Source organism: Mycobacterium sp. (assembly GCF_025965855.1).
Taxonomy (GTDB): domain Bacteria; phylum Actinomycetota; class Actinomycetes; order Mycobacteriales; family Mycobacteriaceae; genus Mycobacterium.
Genome location: NZ_JAOPWB010000134.1, coordinates 1 through 17,123, shown reverse-complemented (window position 1 = coordinate 17,123; position 17,123 = coordinate 1). Strand labels below are relative to the sequence as shown.

General features: G+C 69.6%; 17 protein-coding genes and 1 tRNA gene. 1 reads left to right on the top strand and 17 read right to left on the bottom strand.

The window, feature by feature from the left end:
- Positions 1–33 precede the first annotated feature (33 nt).
- From JWP83_RS10310 to JWP83_RS10280, 7 genes are all read right to left on the bottom strand, one after another.
- Positions 34–107 (bottom strand) — tRNA-Pro (locus tag JWP83_RS10310).
- Positions 108–309: 202 nt separating this feature from the next.
- Positions 310–1,710, bottom strand: a complete 1,401-nt coding sequence (gene der, locus JWP83_RS10305) for a ribosome biogenesis GTPase Der (protein ID WP_297729655.1) — start codon at positions 1,708–1,710, stop codon at positions 310–312.
- On the bottom strand, positions 1,707–2,390 hold the full coding sequence (gene cmk / locus JWP83_RS10300) for a (d)CMP kinase (RefSeq protein ID WP_297729652.1): 684 nt from the start codon (positions 2,388–2,390) through the stop codon (positions 1,707–1,709). The genes der and cmk overlap by 4 nt, the downstream gene beginning before the upstream one ends.
- Positions 2,387–3,130 carry a pseudouridine synthase gene (locus tag JWP83_RS10295; protein ID WP_297729649.1) on the bottom strand — a complete coding sequence of 248 codons (744 nt, stop codon included), beginning with the start codon at positions 3,128–3,130 and terminating at the stop codon, positions 2,387–2,389. Before JWP83_RS10295 ends, cmk begins: the two co-directional genes overlap by 4 nt.
- The gene (gene scpB, locus JWP83_RS10290) at positions 3,130–3,828 is read right to left on the bottom strand and encodes an SMC-Scp complex subunit ScpB (RefSeq protein ID WP_297729645.1); all 699 of its coding nucleotides are present in this window, start codon (positions 3,826–3,828) and stop codon (positions 3,130–3,132) included. The genes JWP83_RS10295 and scpB overlap by 1 nt, the downstream gene beginning before the upstream one ends.
- A gap of 49 nt (positions 3,829–3,877) precedes the next feature.
- Positions 3,878–4,693: a segregation/condensation protein A gene (locus JWP83_RS10285; RefSeq protein WP_297729642.1), complete on the bottom strand. Its 816-nt coding sequence runs from the start codon at positions 4,691–4,693 to the stop codon at positions 3,878–3,880.
- Entirely contained in the window at positions 4,690–5,553 is an 864-nt protein-coding gene (locus JWP83_RS10280) for a ParA family protein (protein WP_297729638.1), read from the bottom strand. Before JWP83_RS10280 ends, JWP83_RS10285 begins: the two co-directional genes overlap by 4 nt.
- Positions 5,554–5,792: 239 nt before the next feature.
- On the opposite strand from JWP83_RS10280, the gene JWP83_RS10275 reads away from it, so the two are divergent.
- The gene (locus tag JWP83_RS10275; RefSeq protein ID WP_297729635.1) at positions 5,793–6,545 is read left to right on the top strand and encodes an O-methyltransferase; all 753 of its coding nucleotides are present in this window, start codon (positions 5,793–5,795) and stop codon (positions 6,543–6,545) included.
- 74 nt (positions 6,546–6,619) lie between these two features.
- Here the strand turns inward: JWP83_RS10275 and xerD are convergent, their stop codons facing one another.
- The 10 genes from xerD to JWP83_RS10225 all read right to left on the bottom strand — a co-directional run bounded on the left by xerD (position 6,620) and on the right by JWP83_RS10225 (position 17,088).
- Positions 6,620–7,561: a site-specific tyrosine recombinase XerD gene (gene xerD / locus JWP83_RS10270; protein ID WP_297729633.1), complete on the bottom strand. Its 942-nt coding sequence runs from the start codon at positions 7,559–7,561 to the stop codon at positions 6,620–6,622.
- Positions 7,558–8,181 (bottom strand): NUDIX hydrolase, encoded by a 624-nt coding sequence (locus tag JWP83_RS10265; RefSeq protein ID WP_297729629.1) that lies wholly within the window; start codon positions 8,179–8,181, stop codon positions 7,558–7,560. Before JWP83_RS10265 ends, xerD begins: the two co-directional genes overlap by 4 nt.
- Positions 8,174–9,925 (bottom strand): CTP synthase, encoded by a 1,752-nt coding sequence (locus tag JWP83_RS10260; RefSeq protein ID WP_297729626.1) that lies wholly within the window; start codon positions 9,923–9,925, stop codon positions 8,174–8,176. Before JWP83_RS10260 ends, JWP83_RS10265 begins: the two co-directional genes overlap by 8 nt.
- Positions 9,926–10,046: 121 nt before the next feature.
- A complete protein-coding gene (locus JWP83_RS10255) occupies positions 10,047–10,991 on the bottom strand; it encodes a copper transporter (RefSeq protein ID WP_297729623.1) in 945 nt (314 codons plus the stop codon).
- A 22-nt stretch (positions 10,992–11,013) separates the two neighbouring features.
- Positions 11,014–12,195 (bottom strand): putative cytokinetic ring protein SteA, encoded by a 1,182-nt coding sequence (gene steA, locus JWP83_RS10250; protein WP_297729621.1) that lies wholly within the window; start codon positions 12,193–12,195, stop codon positions 11,014–11,016.
- 205 nt (positions 12,196–12,400) lie between these two features.
- Positions 12,401–14,152 (bottom strand): DNA repair protein RecN, encoded by a 1,752-nt coding sequence (gene recN / locus JWP83_RS10245; protein ID WP_297729619.1) that lies wholly within the window; start codon positions 14,150–14,152, stop codon positions 12,401–12,403.
- Between the two features lie 13 nt (positions 14,153–14,165).
- Positions 14,166–15,089 carry an NAD kinase gene (locus JWP83_RS10240; protein WP_297729617.1) on the bottom strand — a complete coding sequence of 308 codons (924 nt, stop codon included), beginning with the start codon at positions 15,087–15,089 and terminating at the stop codon, positions 14,166–14,168.
- Complete coding sequence (locus tag JWP83_RS10235) at positions 15,086–15,895, bottom strand: TlyA family RNA methyltransferase (protein WP_297729615.1); 810 nt, start codon at positions 15,893–15,895, stop codon at positions 15,086–15,088. The genes JWP83_RS10240 and JWP83_RS10235 overlap by 4 nt, the downstream gene beginning before the upstream one ends.
- An 8-nt stretch (positions 15,896–15,903) precedes the next feature.
- A complete protein-coding gene (locus tag JWP83_RS10230; protein ID WP_297729613.1) occupies positions 15,904–16,077 on the bottom strand; it encodes a hypothetical protein in 174 nt (57 codons plus the stop codon).
- 12 nt (positions 16,078–16,089) lie between these two features.
- The gene (locus JWP83_RS10225; protein ID WP_297729658.1) at positions 16,090–17,088 is read right to left on the bottom strand and encodes an HAD-IIA family hydrolase; all 999 of its coding nucleotides are present in this window, start codon (positions 17,086–17,088) and stop codon (positions 16,090–16,092) included.
- Between the last annotated feature and the right edge of the window lie 35 nt (positions 17,089–17,123).

Below are 17,123 nucleotides of genomic sequence, written 5' to 3'. Positions count from 1 at the left end.
AGCATCCGTGCAGGTCAGAGCGGATTTCTGCGGTCGGGCTGACAGGATTTGAACCTGCGACCACTTGACCCCCAGTCAAGTGCGCTACCAAACTGCGCCACAGCCCGGATGCCGCCTGAATCACCGGCAGCAGGTCGACAGCCTACCGCAGCCCACCAGGCCACCCCGCCATGGCCTCGCGGGAGCGATGAGTGTGAATCCTGGGCCTTGAGTGTGTGCTGAGGGCGGAAAAATCGCCGGATTTCCGCTGTGGGTTCACACCGGAATGCGTGAGTGCACACGCAAATGCGTGAGTGCACACTGAAGCGCTCAGCGGCGCTTGGCTCCCCGCTTTTCGCGCACCCGCACGTTGATCCGGATAGGGCTTCCCTCGAACCCGAACGTCTCGCGCAGCCGCCGCTCCAGGAAGCGTCGGTAGCCGGCCTCGAGGAAGCCGGTGGTGAACAGCACGAACGTCGGCGGCCGGGCGGTGGCCTGGGTGGCGAACAGGATGCGCGGCTGCTTGCCCCCGCGCACCGGGGGTGGCGTCGCCGCCACCACCTCCTTGATCCAGGTGTTCAGCTGGCCGGTGGAGATCCGGGCGTCCCAGGACGCCAGCGCGGTCTCCATGGCCGGCACCAGCTTCTGCACGGCGCGGCCCGTCTTGGCGGAGATGTTGACCCGCTGCGCCCAGCGCAGCTGCGCCAGTTCGCGGTCGATCTCTCGCTCCAGCAAATCGAGGCGGTCCTCGTCGACCAGGTCCCACTTGTTGAATGCCAGCACCAGCGCGCGGCCGGCCTCGATCACCATCGACAGCACCCGCTGATCCTGCTCGGTCAGCGACTGCGACGCGTCTATCAACACGACCACCACCTCTGCCGCATCGATGGCCGAGTGGGTGCGCACCGACGCGTAGAACTCGTGCCCGCTGGCCTGGCCGACCTTCCGCCGCAGACCCGCGGTGTCCACGAACCGCCAGACCTTGCCGCCCAATTCGATGAGCGAATCCACCGGATCCACCGTCGTCCCGGCGACCTCGTGCACCACCGAACGCTGGTCTCCCGCAAGCTTGTTCAGCAACGAACTCTTGCCCACGTTGGGCTTGCCGACCAGCGCCACCCGCCGCGGACCGCCCGCCGCCGGCGCCGCCTCGGACACCTCGGGCAGCGCGGCCAGCACCTCGTCGAGCAGATCCGCGACACCACGGCCGTGCATCGCGCTGATCGCATGCGGCTCACCGAGCCCCAGCGACCACAGCGCCGCGGCGTCGGCCTCGCCCCGCTCGCTGTCAACCTTGTTGGCGGCCAAGAAGACCGGCTTGCCCGAGCGCAGCAGGATGCGCGCGGCGGCCTCGTCGGCCGCGGTCGCGCCGACGGTCGCGTCGACCACCAGGATCACCGCGTCGGCGGTGCGCATGGCCACCGACGCCTGCTCGGCCACCAGCTGCTGCAGGCCCTTGGCATCGGGCTCCCATCCCCCCGTGTCCTGCACGACGAACCGCCGCCCGGTCCACAGCGCGTCGTAGGAGACGCGGTCACGCGTCACGCCGGGGATGTCCTGCACCACCGCCTCGCGCCGGCCCAGGATCCGGTTGACCAGGGTCGACTTGCCGACGTTGGGCCGGCCCACCACCGCGACAACGGGCGCCGGGCCGCCCTCGTCGGCGTCCTCCAGGCCGGAATCGGTGAGCTCCCAATCGCTTTCGTCGGCCCAGGTGCCGTCCTGAGTCATCGCACCGCCCCACTTTTCTGCCGCACCAGCTCGAGCAGGTGGGCGATCACCTGCGCCTCGATCATGTCGCTCGTGTCGACGACCACCGCGTCGGGGGCCGCGCGCAGCGGCGACACCGCCCGGGTGGAATCGAGATGGTCGCGGCGGCGCACGTCGGCCAGCACGCCCTCATAGTCGTCGGCCAGACCCGACGCGACGTTTTGGTCGTTGCGGCGCCTGGCCCGGGTTTCGGCCGAGGCGGTGAGGAAGATCTTGATGGGCGCGTCGGGCAACACCACGGTTCCGATGTCCCTGCCCTCGACGACGACGCTGCCCGAGCCCTCGGCCATGGCCCGCTGCAGCTCCACCAGCCGGGCGCGCACGGTGGGGACCGACGACACCGCCGAGACCGCCCGGGTGACCTCGTCGCCGCGGATCTCGGTCGAAACATCCTCCGCGGCAAGGTAACAGCCGTTGCCGTCGGGGTAGTAGCTGACCGACAGCTGCACCGTCGACGCGATCGCCTCGACGGCCTCGGCATCGTCCGGATCGACCCCGGCGCGCAACACCGCCAGCGTCACGATCCGGTACATCGCCCCGGTGTCCAGGTAGCGAGCCCCAAGCGCGCGGGCCAAACCCTTTGACACCGAGGACTTTCCGGTGCCCGCCGGGCCGTCGATGGCGACAACTACAGCACTCACAGGCCGACCGCCTTGTACAGTTGCCCGATCTCGTCGCGCCTTAAAGCCCGGATGCTGCCCGGGCGCTGCTCGCCCAGCGACACCGCGCCGATGTCGGTGCGCACCAGCGCCTCCACCGGGAAGCCGGCGGCGCCCAGCAGCCGGCGCACGATGCGGTTGCGTCCTTCGTGTAATGTCAAGCGCACCAACGTCTTGCCCGGGATGGCGTCCACCACCGCGAAGTCGTCGACCCGCGCAACCCCGTCGTCCAGCTGGATCCCGGCCCGCAGCCTCTTGCCCACCCCGCGCGGCACCGTCCCCGCCACCGTCGCCAGGTACGTCTTGGGCACCTCGTGGGACGGATGCATCAACCGGTGCGCCAGCTCGCCGTCGTTGGTCAGCAGGATCAGCCCCTCGGTGTCGGCGTCCAGCCGCCCGACGTGAAAGAGGTTCTTGTTGCCGCGGACTCGGCGCTCGATCAGGTCGCCGATGCACGGCCGGCCACGGTCGTCGGACATGGTCGAGTGCATGCCGCGTGGCTTGTTCAGCGCCAGGTACACCAGCGAGTCGTCGACGACCACCCTGGCCCCGTCGACGCGGATCACCGAGGCGTCCGGGTCGACCCGGGTGCCCAGCTCGGTCACCACCTGCCCGTCCACCTCGACGCGGCCGTCGATGATCAGCTTCTCGGCCGCCCGCCGCGAGGCAATTCCAGCCTGGGACAAGACTTTTTGTAGGCGAACCCCTTCAGTTTCGGCCATCAATCCTTGTCCACATCGAAGGACAGCGACTGCTCGGACGCCGAACCGCCCGCGAGTTTGATGAAACGTGGCTCGCTGTCCAGGGATTCGGTCAGGTCCTCGATCGTGTCGACGTCGGGAAGCAGCGGCGCGATGTCGGGAAGGTCGGCAAGCGACGTCAACCCCAGGCGCTCCAAGAACAGATCGGTGGTGGCGAACGTCGTCGCGCCGGTGTCGTCGTCGACGCCGGCCTCGGTGATCAAGCCGCGCGCCAGCAGGGTGCGCATGACGGCGTCGACATTGACGCCGCGCACCGCGCTGACCCGCGCGCGCGTCACGGGCTGGCGGTAGGCGACCACGGCCAGCGTCTCCAGGGCGGCCCGGGTGAGCTTGGATCGCGCGCCGTCCAGCAGCAGCTTCTCCACGTAGGGCGCGTATCGGGCGCGGGTGTACATCCGCCAGCCCTCGCTGTTTTGCCGCAGATCGATTCCGCTGTCGCGTTCGGTGAGCTCCTCGGCCATCTGCTGCAGCTTGGCCGCGATCCGGTAGACGGGTTGCTGCGTGGCCGCGGCCAGCCCCTCGGCGGTGACCGGGGTGTCGACCACTAGCAGCAGCGCCTCCAGCACTGAGCCGAGTTCCTCGGCATCCATCGGCGCCGCCTCGGCGATATCGATCCCCAGATCGATTTCGGGCAGCTCTTCGGGCAGCTCTTCGGTCATCGGCGCCGCTCCTCCTCATCGCTGCGCTCTGCATCGTCGCCGGCGCGAGTCATTCGTCCCGCACTTCTACCAGGGCCTCGCTGGTCGGCCGTTCCCCGGTCCACGAAATTTGGAGCACGCCAAGCGGCTCTGACTGGTCGAATGCTACCGTCCGGGTCCGATACAGCTCGAGCAGCGCAAGGAAGCGCCCGACGACCTCCATCGGCGCCTGGCAGTCGGCGACGAGCTCGGAAAACGTCGCCCAGTGGCCGCTGCCCCGGGCCTCCAGGATTGCCAGCAGCTTCCCGGCCTGCTCGGGAACCGAGACACTGGCGTCAAGCAAATGCCCGACGGCCACCGTCGGAACCGGGCGCGGGGTGAACGCGACCGCGGCGATCTGGGCGAACCGTTCGGCGTCGACGCCGAGCATCACCTCGGGGAGCAGTTCGGTGAACCGGTCCTCCAGCGACACCGCGCGCGGATAGCTGCGCAGCGCGGCGGCCTCCAGCTCGGCGAACATCTCCGCGACGTGCTTGAACGCCCGGTACTGCAGCAGTCGGGCGAACAGCAGGTCGCGCACCTCCAGTAGCGCCAGGTCCTCGTCGTCGTCGACCTGCCCGGCCGGCAGCAGGCGCGCGGCCTTGAGGTCGAGCAGCGTCGCGGCGATCACCAGGAAGGCCGTGGTCTCCTCGAGCCCCAGCTGGGAACCGATCTCGCGGGTGTAGGCGATGAAGTCGTCGGTGACCTGATGCAGCGCCACCTCGGTGACGTCGAGGCGATGGGCGAAGATGAGCTGCAGCAGCAGATCGAACGGCCCCTCGAAGTTGGTCAGGCGGACCTGGAAGCCGTTCTTGGCTGGGCTCTGACCGTTGGCGGTTCCGTTCACGCGCCGAATCGGTGGATGAACTCGCGGGCCAGCGCGCGGTAGGCGATGGCGCCGGTCGATCGGGGCGCCCACGTGGTGATCGGTTCGCCCGCCACGCTTGTCTCCGGGAACCGGACGGTCCGGGTGATCACGGTGTCGAACACCAGGTCCCCGAACCGCTGCACAACGCGGGCCATCACCTCGCGCGCGTTGACGGTGCGCGGGTCGTAACGGGTGAGCAGGATGCCGCTGATCTCCAGCTTCGAGTTGAGCCGGTCGCGGACCTTGTCGACGGTGTCGGTGAGCAGCGCCAGGCCGCGCAGGGAGAAGAACTCACACTCGGTCGGGATCACCACGCCGTCCGAGCAGGCCAGGCCGTTGACGGTGAGCAGGCCCAGCGACGGCTGGCAGTCGATCAGCACGTAGTCGTAGCGGTCCAGCACCGGGTGCAGCGCCCTGCCCAGGGTCTGCTCGCGGCCCACCTCGTTGACCAGCTGGATCTCGGCGGCCGACAGGTCGATGTTGCTGGGCACCAGGTCCATGTGCTTGATCCGGGTGGACAGCAGCACGTCGTCGATCGACATCCGCGGTTCCACCAGCACGTTGTGGATGGTCCTCTCCAGCTCATAGTGCGGCACGCCCAGGCCCGCGGACAGGGCGCCCTGCGGGTCCATGTCCACCAGCAACACCCGCCGGCCGTACTCGGCGAGCGCGGCGCCCAGGTTGATCGTCGACGTGGTCTTCCCGACGCCGCCCTTCTGGTTGCACATCGCGACGACCTTGGCGGGGCCGTGCGAGGTGCGCGGCGCCGGCTCGGGGATCGCCCGCGGGGGGCGTCCCGTCAAGCCGATCTCGACGCCGTCGTCCGGGTGCTCGGTCATCACGCCCGGCGTGTTCGAGAGGTGAACATCGCAGGGAAGTCTAACGGCTTCGCGCATCAAACCCGGGCGACCCGCAGGCAAGTCACCAGCCAATATGAGCGGAAATCGCAGATGGGGCCACCCATCCGTAAGGGGAGTCAACTTCAGTCACACCAGCAACATTGGTAAGGTCATGGCTGGATCGCAAAAGTGCCATCGCATCCGCTAGCACTTTGCGGACCGCACTATCGTGGTTGTTCATGAACCTCAAGCGACGACTGCCTATCCTCCGGTGGTCGGTGTGGCGGATGGCCACCGGCGCGCGCAACCTCACCACCACGGGCCAGTTCGGCGACGGGCGCGAGGCGGCCGCCGTCGAATACGTCCTCAAGAACGCCCGAGCCGGCGACATCGACGACGTGCTGGCCACCATCGACAAGTTCGCCTACGAGAAGTCGATGCTGATCAACGTCGGCGACGAGAAGGGGCTGCTGCTCGACGCGGGGGTGCGGCGGGCCGATCCGGCGCTGGCGCTCGAGCTGGGCACGTACTGCGGCTACGGCGCGCTGCGGATCGCCCGCGCCGCTCCGGCCGCCAAGGTGTATTCCGTCGAGCTCGCCGAGGCCAACGCCGCCAACGCCCGAAAGATCTGGGAGCACGCCGGTGTGGCCGACCGGGTGACGTGTGTCGTCGGCACCATCGGCGACGGCGGGCGCACCCTGGACACGCTGGCCAACGAGCACGGATTCGCTCCCGGTGCATTGGATTTCGTGTTCCTGGATCACGACAAGGACGCCTACCTGGACGACCTGATGAGCATCGTGGATCGGGGCTGGCTGCACCCGGGCGCCGTCGTGGTAGCCGACAACGTCAGGATTCCCGGCGCGCCGAAGTACCGCGAATACATGAGCCAGCAGCAGGGCAAGCTGTGGAACACCGTCGAACACAAGGCGCACCTCGAATACCAGTCGACGGTGCCCGACCTGGTGCTGGAGTCGGAATACCTGGGCTAGGTTTCCCCCGCGAGCAGACGCAAAAGCCCCTCATTTCGACACGAAATGGGGGCTTTTGCGTCTGCTCGCGCCAACTATTGGGCTCGCGGGTGGGCGCCCGCCCACACCTCGCGCAGCGCGTGCACGGTGACCAGCGTGTAGATCTGCGTCGTGGTCACGGAGGCGTGCCCCAATAACTCCTGCACGACACGGACGTCCGCGCCGCCCTCCAGCAGGTGGGTGGCGAAGGAATGCCGCAGCATGTGCGGCGACACGCCCGACGTGATGCCGGCTCGCTCGGCGGCGTCCTGCAGCACCTGCCACGCGCTTTGCCGCGACAACCGGCCGCCGCGCGCGTTGAGGAAGATGGCCGGCGTCGCGCGGCCGCGGCGCGCCAGATCGGGCCGGCCGCGCACCAGGTACGCGTCCAGCGTCTGCACGGCGGGGCGCCCCACGGGCACCAGCCGCTGCTTGCCGCCCTTGCCGCGCAGCAGCACGGACCTGGCCTCGGTGTCGATGTCGTCGACGTCGAGGCCGACGGCCTCGGAGATCCGAGATCCGGTGGAGTACAACAACTCCAGCAGCGCGCGGTTGCGCAGCGTCAGCGGGCCGTCGCTCGGGCCGTCACCGCCGGCGCCTTCCAGCAGCGCCAGCACCTCGTCGATCGTCAGGCTCTTGGGGAGCCGACGGCCGGGCGTCGGCGGCCGGACGGCCCGCGCGACGTCCAGTTCGGCGAGGCCTTCGGCGGCGGCGAACCGGTGCAGGCCGCGCACCGCGATCAGCGCCCGCGCCGCCGACACCGCCGACAGCGCCACCGCCCCGGCTTCGGGGTCGCCGCGGCGCAGCGCCACCAGGAACTCGCTGACGTCGTCCTCGCCGACCTTGGCCAGATCGTGAATTCCGCGGTCGGACAGGTGCTTGCTGTAGCGGCGCAGGTCGCGGCGATAGGAGCTCAGCGTGTTTTTCGCCACGCCCCGCTCGATGGTCAGGTGGTCGAGATAGCCCTGCAGTTGCGTGTCCAGCGCCACCGCCGTCATTGCGCGGCCTTCCGCGCGGCGAACGCGGTCGGCTTGTCGATCCATGGGCTGTCCGGCGGGCGCGCCTCCGCGATCCCTTCGGTCACCGCGTGGGCGGCCAAAATCCCGGCAACGGCAATGGCATTGACGATATCGCCGCTGAGCACCCTGCGGGTGGCCTCCGCGAGCGGATACCACTCGAGCGTCATGTCGGCCTCTTCGTCGTGCGCTTCGGGGCGGTCCACCTCGGTGAGCCCGGTGGCCAGGTAGACGCGCACCGATTCGTCGCTGAAACCGGGCGTGGAGTCGAGGTCGACGAGCACCCGCCAGGTGTCGGCCTGCAGCCCGGCCTCCTCGTGGAGCTCCCGGGCGGCGGTCAGCTGCGGAGGCTCGCCGCCGACGTCGAGCAGCCCGGCGGGCAGCTCCCACAGCCGCCGGCCGAACGCGTGCCGGTACTGATAGACCATCGGGATGTTGCCGTCGTCGTCCATCGCGACCACGGCCACCGCGCCGAAGTGCTCGACCACTTCCCGGGTGACGAGCTTGCCGCCGGGCATCCGGACCTGGTCGCGGCGCAGCGCGAAAATCTTTCCGGTGTACAGCGTTTCGGATGACGCCGTCTCGAAGACGTGTTCAGCCACGAGCCGCGGGCTCGGGTAGCGGCCGCGCAACGCTGTCTCGGTGCTGGTTGCCGTTGGACGACTGCTCGGGGATTTCCACCGGCAGCTGCTCGCCCGCCTTGTAGTCGAGGGCCGCGCCGACGAACGCGACGAAAAGCGGGTGCGGCCGGGTGGGCCGGCTCTTGAGCTCGGGGTGGGCCTGGGTGCCGACGATGAACGGGTGCACGTCGGGCGGGTATTCGACGAACTCGACGAGGTGGCCGTCGGGCGAGGTCCCCGAGAAAAGCAGTCCGCTTTCGGCGATCCGTTCGCGGTAGGCGTTGTTGACCTCGTAGCGGTGCCGGTGGCGTTCGGACACCTCGGTATCGCCATACGCCTGGGCCACAATCGAATCCGGCTCCAGAACCGCCGGGTAGGCCCCGAGCCGCATGGTGCCGCCGAGGTCGGCCTCACCGGCGACGATCTGCTCCTGATCGGCCATCGTGGAAATGACGGGATCCGGTGTGCCCGGCTCGAATTCGGCCGAGTTGGCCTCCGTGAGACCGGCCGAGCGCGCGGCCTCGATCACGATGCACTGCAGCCCGAGGCACAGGCCCAGCACCGGCAGCCCGCGCCCGCGGGCGTGGCGGATGGCGCCGATCTTGCCCTCGATGCCGCGGATGCCGAAACCGCCGGGGATCAGCACCCCGTGCACGTCGCTCAGCGCGGTGGCGGCGTCGGCGGCGTTCGCGCAGTCGTCGGAGGGCACCCACACCATTTCGACCTTGGCGTGGTGCTTGAACCCGCCGGCGCGCAGCGCCTCGGTGACCGACAGGTAGGCGTCGGAAAGCTCGACGTACTTGCCCACCAACGCGATTCGCACCGTCTCGTGTGGTTCGTGGACCCTGCGCAGCAGGTCGTCCCATTCGGTCCAGTCCACGTCGCGGAAGGGCAGGTTGAGGCGGCGCACCACGAACGCGTCGAGTTCCTCGCGGTGCAACACCTTGGGGATGTCGTAGATCGACGGCGCGTCGGGGGTGGAGATGACGCCGTCGATGTCGACGTCGCAACTCAGCGCGATCTTGTTCTTCAGCGGCTCGGGGACGTCGCGGTCGCAGCGCAGGATCAGCGCGTCCGGGGTGATACCGATGCTGCGCAGCGCGGCCACCGAGTGCTGGGTGGGCTTGGTCTTGAGCTCCCCCGAGGGGGCCAGGTAGGGCACCAGCGACACGTGCAGGAAGAACACGTTTTCCCGGCCGAGGTCGTGACGCACCTGCCGCGCCGCCTCCAGGAAGGGCTGCGACTCGATATCGCCCACGGTGCCGCCGATTTCGGTGATGACGACGTCCGGGCGATGCCCGTCGGCGTCCGGCTCGGCCATGGCCCGGATGCGCCGCTTGATCTCGTCGGTGATGTGCGGGATCACCTGGACGGTGTCACCGAGGTACTCGCCGCGCCGTTCCTTGGCGATGACGGTCGAATACACTTGCCCGGTAGTCACATTCGCCGAGCCGGACAGGTCACGATCCAGGAACCGCTCGTAATGGCCGACGTCGAGGTCGGTCTCGGCGCCGTCCTCGGTGACGAACACCTCGCCGTGCTGGAACGGGTTCATCGTGCCCGGGTCGACGTTGAGGTACGGGTCGAGCTTTTGCATCGTCACGTGCAACCCGCGGGCCGTCAGTAGCTGCCCCAGGCTGCTCGCGGTGAGCCCCTTGCCGAGCGACGAAGCGACCCCACCGCTGACGAAGAGGTGCTTGGTGGCGGTTTGCGGGTGCTTGCGCACTGGCGACCTCCGTGAAGACGGGCAGGGCTTGGATTTTGTCTAGCAATTAACTAGATGGGCCTGCCGACCCACGGAAATCCACCCTAACATCCATCCCGATGTGTCGCGGGAAACACGCCCGCTACTGGGGCACGGTGATCGAGGTGGCCCCGTGGCCGGTGCCGTACTGCCCGACGTGGCCGCCGTTGATCAGATCGTGCAGGCCCAGGACCGCGGTGATCCGCCCCGGCGCGGCGTCGGTGTCGTCGACGGTGCTGATCGCCGACGACATGCCGGCGTCGGCGCGGGCCACGGCGACCGCGGCGCCCCCCGTCGCCGAACCGTCACGGCCCGCCAGCAGGGTGCCCGAGCCGTGCGGCGCCATCGCGGCGGAGAACCGGGCCACGCTGACGCCCTGATTGCCGGCGTCTTGGGGCAACGCGCCGCCGGTGACGACGAGCGCGGCGTTGGCCGCCCCGATGTGGTCGGCGGGCTGGTAGGTGATGAAGCCGGTGTCGCGCAACGAGGCCAGCACGGTGTCGCGCTGGGCGTCGTCGACGGGCGGGGTGGCCGGGTTGGCGTTGATCAGCATGGCGATCCCGAGCAGGTCGCCGCCCTGCGAACCCTGGTCGACGAGCTTGGTGCTCAGCTGCTGACCGGCGGGCAGGATCGACGAGTTCACCACCGTCCGCAGCTTCTCCGCGGAGTTGGCGTCGACGAACTCCTGCGTCAGCGACACCGTTCCGGTGACCGTCCCGCCGGCCTGGCCGATGAATTTCGAGACCGTGGCGACGTCGTCGTCTCTGGCATCCGGCGTGCGGAACACCACCACCGATTTGCCGCCGAGGGCGTCGTGCACTATCCGGCCGACCAGTTGGTTATCGAAATTGTTTGCGGCGGCGAGCTTTTCGTTCATCGCGTTCTTTTGGTCGTTGAGCCCGCTGATCTGTGTGTAAAGGTCGCGCTTCTCGTCACGCAAGCTGGACAGCAGGGTGTCCGACAGGAATCCGGAGCCCAGCACGACTCCCACGGCCAGCGCCAAGAAGACCGCGGCCAGGGATAACGCGTGTTGGCGTAACGAGATCATTTAACGCACCGTCCTTGAATAACTACGTGATCAGGTGCTGTACCCAGACGCTGAAGTGGTTCCAGTAGTGGGTCATCCAGTGCAGCACCACGCCGTCGGTGCGGGACACCCACAGCGCGACGATGACGGCGATCAGCATCGTCATCGCCAGCAACGCGATGGCGCCCCCCGAAATGTGGTTGCGGTACAAGGTCGCAACGGCCTTGGCGTCCACCACCTTCTCCCCCACCCGAAGCCTGGTCAAGAACGTCGAGGGGTTGCTTTGGGTGCGGGTGCGGTCGAAGAACGTCTCGATGTTGGCGGTGTGGCCGGCCGTCACGAGCAACGCGGCGCCGTGGTGGTCGGCCAGCAGCAGGGCCAGGTCGACCGCCGAGCCGGCGCCCGGGAAGGTCATCGCCCCGACGCCGAGGTCCTGAATCCGTTCCAGGCCGGGCGCGTGGCCGTCGGCGTCGGCGGGCAGCACGACGTGGGCACCGCACTTGAGGGTTTCGGTGCTGATCTGGTCGGGGTCGCCGACGATGATCTGGGGTCGATAACCGTTCTTGCGCAACACATCCGCGCCCGTGCAGACACCGATGAGCACCGGCTGGTACTCCTTGATGAACGGCTTGAGGGAGCGCAGCTCGTCCTCGGCGCTGGGCTCGTCGGCCACGATCACCACGTGCCGGCGGCGCAGGTCGATGTCTATGTCGGGGATGCCGATGCCGTCGATCAACAGCGGGCTCTCGCTCTTGATGAACTCGATCGTGTTGCCGGCGAACGCCTCCAGGTGGGCGGCCAGGCCGCTCTTGGCCTCCCGCATCAGGTCGGCGATGTCGTGGTCGGTGCGCTCGGTGCCGCGGACGAGCCGGCGGTCTCCGGAATACACGCCGCCCTCGTGGAGGCGAATCTTGGCGCCGTCCTTGATCTTCTTGAAGACGTCGGGTCCGGTCTCGTCGATGAGGGTCACCCCGTTGTTGACCAGCACCTCGGGGCCTAGGTTCGGGTAGCGGCCCGAGACCGAGGGTGACGCGTTGACGACGGCGGCGATGTCGGCTTCCACGAGCGCGTCCGCGGTGATGCGGTCCAGATCCAGGATGTCGAGGACCACGATGTCGCCGGGACAAACCCTGCGCAGCAGGCGGTCGATGTTGCGGTCGACCCGCGCGGTGCCGGTCAGGCCCGGCCGGGACGTGTTACGCGATAGCAGCCCTGACATCTTCATGGGGGCGATTCTGTCGGTGAACTACGGATGACGCGTGGAGGCGCGCCGTAACACCAGCCTCAGAAGTTATCTAGAGTCACAACTGTCACAGGGTCATTACGGGTTGGTCGCGCCGAGGGTGCGCAGTTGTACGGGGTTTGCGGCGTGTCGGCGTACAGACACGCACGCTCGCGAGTGGTGGGGTGTGCCCCAGCTCGCGACGGGCCTAGTTCTTGTCGTTCTGAGCGGTTTCGAGCAGTTCGCGGGCGTGGGCGCGGGCGCTGTCGGAGTCACCCAGGCCCGCCAGCATCCGCGCCAACTCGGCAACCCGGTCTTCGCCGGTCGCGCGCCGCACCACGCTGGTTCCCTTGGGTCCGGCGCTGTGCACCACCAGCTGCACGTCGGCGTACGCGGCGACCTGCGGCAGGTGCGTGACGACGATGACCTGGTGGGTGCGGGCCAGCCGCGCCAGCCGCCGCCCGATCTGCACTGCGGCCCGGCCGCCGACGCCGGCGTCGACCTCGTCGAACACCATCGTTGTGCCCGCCGCGGACGCGGCCAGCACCACCTCCAGCGCCAGCATCACCCGGGACAACTCACCACCCGACGCGTTCTTGGCCAGGGGCAGCACGGTCATGCCGCGGTGCGCGGCGAAGCCGAACTCGACCTGGTCGATGCCGTCGCCGCCGGCCCGGGCGAGCTCGCCCGACGGCAGCTCGAGCGTGGCGGGATCGTCCTGCCCGGTCGCGACGTCGGTGGTCACGTCGATGGTGAATTCGGCGTCGGCCATCGCCAGCCCGGACAGCTCCGCGGTCACCGCTTTGGCCAGCCGCTTGGCGGCTTTGCGCCGAACCTGGCTGAGATCGACTGCGGCGTCGCATAATTCGCGTGCCAGCTCGTCGACCCGGCGTTGCAGCGCGGTGATGGCCTCTTCGGACACGTCGAGTTGCGCCAGCCGTTCGCGCGATTCGTGCGCCCACCGCAGCACCCCGTCGACGTCGGCGGCGTACTTGCGGGTCAGCGTGCGCAGCTGGGCCTGACGGGCCAGCTTGGATTCCAGCGCGCTGGCGTCGACCGGCAGCTCGTCCAGGAAGCCGCCGAGCTCGTGTGCCGCGTCGTCGGCCACCGTCAGCGCCTCGGCGATCTGGCCGGCCAACGCCCGCAGCGTCGCGTCGTCGGTCGATTCGAGTGCGGCCCTTGCCTTTCCCAGGCTGTCGATCGCGCCTTGGGCGAGCCCGTCGCCGTCGTCGGCCGACAACGCGGCGCGCGCCGTGGCGGCGGCCTCGCGCAACGTGTCCAGCTCGGAGAGGCGCAGGACGTCGGCGACCAGCGCGTCGTCTTCCCCGGGTTGCGGGTCGACGGTGTCGATCTCGTTGAGGGCGAACTTCAACCGGTCGGCCTCCTGGGCGAGCTCGCGGGCCCGGTCGCGGCGGTCGATGAGGTCGCGCCGCGCCGTCAGCCACGCCTCGCGCAGTTTGCGGTAACGCTCCAACGCCGGACCGGTGCCCGCGAACCGGTCCAGCGCGCCGCGCTGCTCCTCGGGGCGCATGAGCCGCAGCTGGTCGTTTTGCCCGTGCAGGGTGAGCAGCTCGGTGGTGAAGTCGCCCAGCGACTTGGCGGGCACGCTGCGCCCACCCAGATATGCCCGCGAAGGCCCGTCGCGGCTGACCGAACGCAGCGCGATCACGCTGCCGTCCTCGTCGCGCTCGGCCCCCGACGCGTCGAGCATCCGGTCCAGGTGCGCCGCCGTCGCCTCGTCGAGATCGCTTGTGGTGAAACGGCCCTCGATGACCGCGCGGTCGGCCCCGGACCGGACCCGGTTCGCGTCGGCGCGGCCCCCGCCGAGCAGATGCAGCCCGGTCACCACCATCGTCTTGCCGGTGCCGGTCTCGCCGGTCAGCACCGTCAGGCCGCGGCCGAACTCCCCGACCGCGGCGCTGATGGCACCCAGCGACTCGATGCGGATTTCAGTGAGCACCGTGCCAGCGCCGTTACTTTCCGCGCCAACCGGTCACCGGCAACCGGAATTTGCGCACCAAGCGGTCGGCGAACGGCGCGCTGTCCAGCCGCGCCCACTTGACCGGGGTGTCGCAGCGGGTCACCTCGATCCGGCTCCCGGCGGGTACCAGAATTTCGCGGCGGCCGTCGCAGAACACCAGGGCGTCGTGGCCGCCGGCCTCGGTTTCGATAGCGATGGTGGCCTCCGGACTGGTGACCATGGGCCGGCTGAACAAGGCGTGAGCGTTGTTGGGTACCACCAGGATTGCCTCCACGTCGGGCCACAGCACCGGGCCGCCGGCCGAGAACGCGTAGGCGGTGGAGCCGGTCGGCGTCGACACCAGCACGCCGTCGCAGCCGAACGCCGACACCGGGCGGCCGTCGACTTCGACGACCACGCCGAGCACGCCCAGCCGCGGGCCCTTCTCCAGGCTGACCTCGTTGAGCGCCCACCCGTGTTGGATGACGCGGCCTTTGTCGCACACCGCGATATCCAGCGTCAGGCGGTTCTCGACCCGGTAGTCGCGGGCCACCACGTGATCCAGCACGCGGTCGATGGCCTCGGCTTCGGCCTCGGCCAGGAAGCCGATCCGGCCCAGGTTGACGCCCAGCACCGGAATCCCGGCGTTGCGGGCGAATTCGGCCGCCCGCAGGAAGGTGCCGTCGCCGCCGAGCACGAGTACCAGTTCGCAGCCGTCGGCCGCCCGCGGGTCGGCGTCGACCACCTCGATTTCGACGCCCATGGCCCGCATGTCGTCGGGGGCCAGGTGCAACGGTCCCCTGTCGACGGCCTCGGCGGACAGCAGGCGCAGCGCAATTCCGTTGTCGCCCAGCACTTTCTGAACGCGGCGCGCCGTTTCGGTCGCTTCCTCGCGGCCGGTGTGGACCACCAGCAGTACGGTGCGTTCAGCGGTCATTGCGGGCCCTCTTCCACGGCGCGGCGCACCGCATCCACCAGCCCATCAGCAGATAGCCCCCGATCGGTCTCGGCGCGCAGCCACAAGAAGTATTCGACATTGCCCGACGGGCCCGGCAGCAAGCTGGCGGTGACGTCGACGGCGTGCCAGCCCAGCTCGCCGGCGCGCCGCGCGACCCCCAGCACCGCGTCGGCGCGCAGGCCGGGGTCGTGGACGACCCCGCCGGCGCCGACCTGGCCCCTGCCCACCTCAAACTGCGGCTTCACCATGGGAACGATATCCGCGCTCGGCCAAGCGCATCCACTCAGCGCGGGTAACACGGTGGCCAGCGAGATGAACGACAGGTCGGCCACCACCAGGTCGACCGGCCCGCCGATCGCGTCGGGGGTGAGTTCGCGGGCGTTGGTCCGCTCGACGACGACCACCCGCGGATCGCAGCGCAGCGACCAGGCCAGCTGGCCGTACCCGACGTCCGCGGCCACCACCTCGGCGGCCCCGCGATCCAGCAGGACCTCGGTGAACCCGCCCGTCGACGCGCCCGCGTCCAGGCAGCGGCGGCCCACAACGGGAATGCCGAAGGCGTCCAGCGCGCCGATGAGCTTGTGCGCCCCGCGCGACACCCAGCCGCGCTCGCCCTCGCCGGCGACGGTCAGGGCTGTGGTGACGTCGACGGCGGTGCCGGGCTTGCGCGCCGGCATGCCGTCGATGCTCACCTTGCCGGCGCCGATCAACTCCGCGGCCTGCTGGCGGGATCGCGCCAGCCCGCGGCGGACGAGCTCGGCGTCGACACGGGCACGCCGTGCCACGGCCGCACTCAGCCCTTCTCCGCCGACTCCAGCGCCCGCAGCAGCACGTCGTGCGCCTCGGAAAGGCGGCGCGCGATCTCCTCGAGCTCGGCGAGCGACAGCTGGTGTTCGGTGTCCGGCTCGGGCAACTGGGCCATCAGGGCGTCAATTTCAGCGCGAAGCTGATCGGGATCGATAGTCATCGCGTTCCTACGCTAGTCCAGAGACCAGCGGTGCAGCGCCTCGCGGGCGCGCGCGTCGGCGGCCTCGATGCGCAAGGGCCGGGCGGGCCGAGCGCCCCACACCGCGCTCGCGACGGCCCGGACGACCGAGAGCCCGTCCCCCTCGTCGGCGCCGTTGGCGCTGACCGTCACCGCCTCATCCCCGACGTCGACGTGCCAGCCCGGCTGCGGCCCCACCGCGAGCAGCTCGCCGTCCTGATGCAGCGCGCGCAGGTCGTTGGCGATGTAGGTGGGCCGGCGGGCGGGTTCGGCGTACACGGCGTCGCGCGCGGTGTTGACCCCGGTGAGCACCATCAGGCTGGGCAGTTCGGCGGCGTTGGCGCCCTCGATGTCGGTGTCCAGCCGGTCGCCGATGACCAGGGGCGCGCGGCAGTCGCCGCGGGCCACCGCGTCCAGCAGCAGTCGCGGCGCGGGTTTGCCCGCGACCCGCGGTTCGGCGCCGGTGGCGGCCCGCAGCGCGGCCACGAACGATCCGTTCCCGGGCAGCAGGCCGCGCTCGGTGGGCAGGGTGGGGTCGACGTTGGCCGCCACCCACAGCGCGCCGGCGCGGATGGCCAGGGTGGCCTCGGCTAGGTCCGGCCAGCAGATGGTGGTGGACAGGCCCTGCACGACGGCGACGGGGTCGTCGTCATACAGGCGCACCGGGCGCAGCCCGACGGCGGCGATCTCGTTGGCCAGCGCGTCGGTGCCCACGATCAGCACGCGGGCCTCCGGCGGCAATTCGCCGGCCAGCAGCCGCGCCGCACTCTGCGCGCTGGTGACGACGTCCGAGGCGGTGGCGGTGAAGCCGAGCTCACGCAGGTGCAACGCCACCTCGTCGGCGCTGCGGGAGGCGTTGTTGGTCACGTACAGCTTGCGGCTGTTGACCTCGTTCAAAGATTGCACCGCGCCGTCGGTGGGCTGCGCGCCGCGGAAGACCGTTCCGTCCAGGTCGACTAGCAGGCAATCATATTGTTGCGCAAGGCTTTTCATTTCATGCCAGCTCGCCGGCCCGCTCTTCGGCGTCG

Excerpts from the sequence above, each read along its gene's own strand:
- xerD (WP_297729633.1), bottom strand. The coding sequence starts at position 7,561 with ATGACGGCGGTGGCGCTGGACACGCAACTGCAGGGCTATCTCGACCAC.
- JWP83_RS10230 (WP_297729613.1), bottom strand. The coding sequence starts at position 16,077 with ATGACTATCGATCCCGATCAGCTTCGCGCTGAAATTGACGCCCTGATG.
- der (WP_297729655.1), bottom strand. The coding sequence starts at position 1,710 with ATGACTCAGGACGGCACCTGGGCCGACGAAAGCGATTGGGAGCTCACC.
- JWP83_RS10225 (WP_297729658.1), bottom strand. The coding sequence starts at position 17,088 with ATGAAAAGCCTTGCGCAACAATATGATTGCCTGCTAGTCGACCTGGAC.
- JWP83_RS10275 (WP_297729635.1), top strand. The coding sequence starts at position 5,793 with ATGAACCTCAAGCGACGACTGCCTATCCTCCGGTGGTCGGTGTGGCGG.
- JWP83_RS10280 (WP_297729638.1), bottom strand. The coding sequence starts at position 5,553 with ATGACCGAGCACCCGGACGACGGCGTCGAGATCGGCTTGACGGGACGC.
- scpB (WP_297729645.1), bottom strand. The coding sequence starts at position 3,828 with ATGACCGAAGAGCTGCCCGAAGAGCTGCCCGAAATCGATCTGGGGATC.
- JWP83_RS10295 (WP_297729649.1), bottom strand. The coding sequence starts at position 3,130 with ATGGCCGAAACTGAAGGGGTTCGCCTACAAAAAGTCTTGTCCCAGGCT.
- steA (WP_297729621.1), bottom strand. The coding sequence starts at position 12,195 with ATGAAGATGTCAGGGCTGCTATCGCGTAACACGTCCCGGCCGGGCCTG.
- JWP83_RS10255 (WP_297729623.1), bottom strand. The coding sequence starts at position 10,991 with ATGATCTCGTTACGCCAACACGCGTTATCCCTGGCCGCGGTCTTCTTG.
- JWP83_RS10240 (WP_297729617.1), bottom strand. The coding sequence starts at position 15,089 with ATGACCGCTGAACGCACCGTACTGCTGGTGGTCCACACCGGCCGCGAG.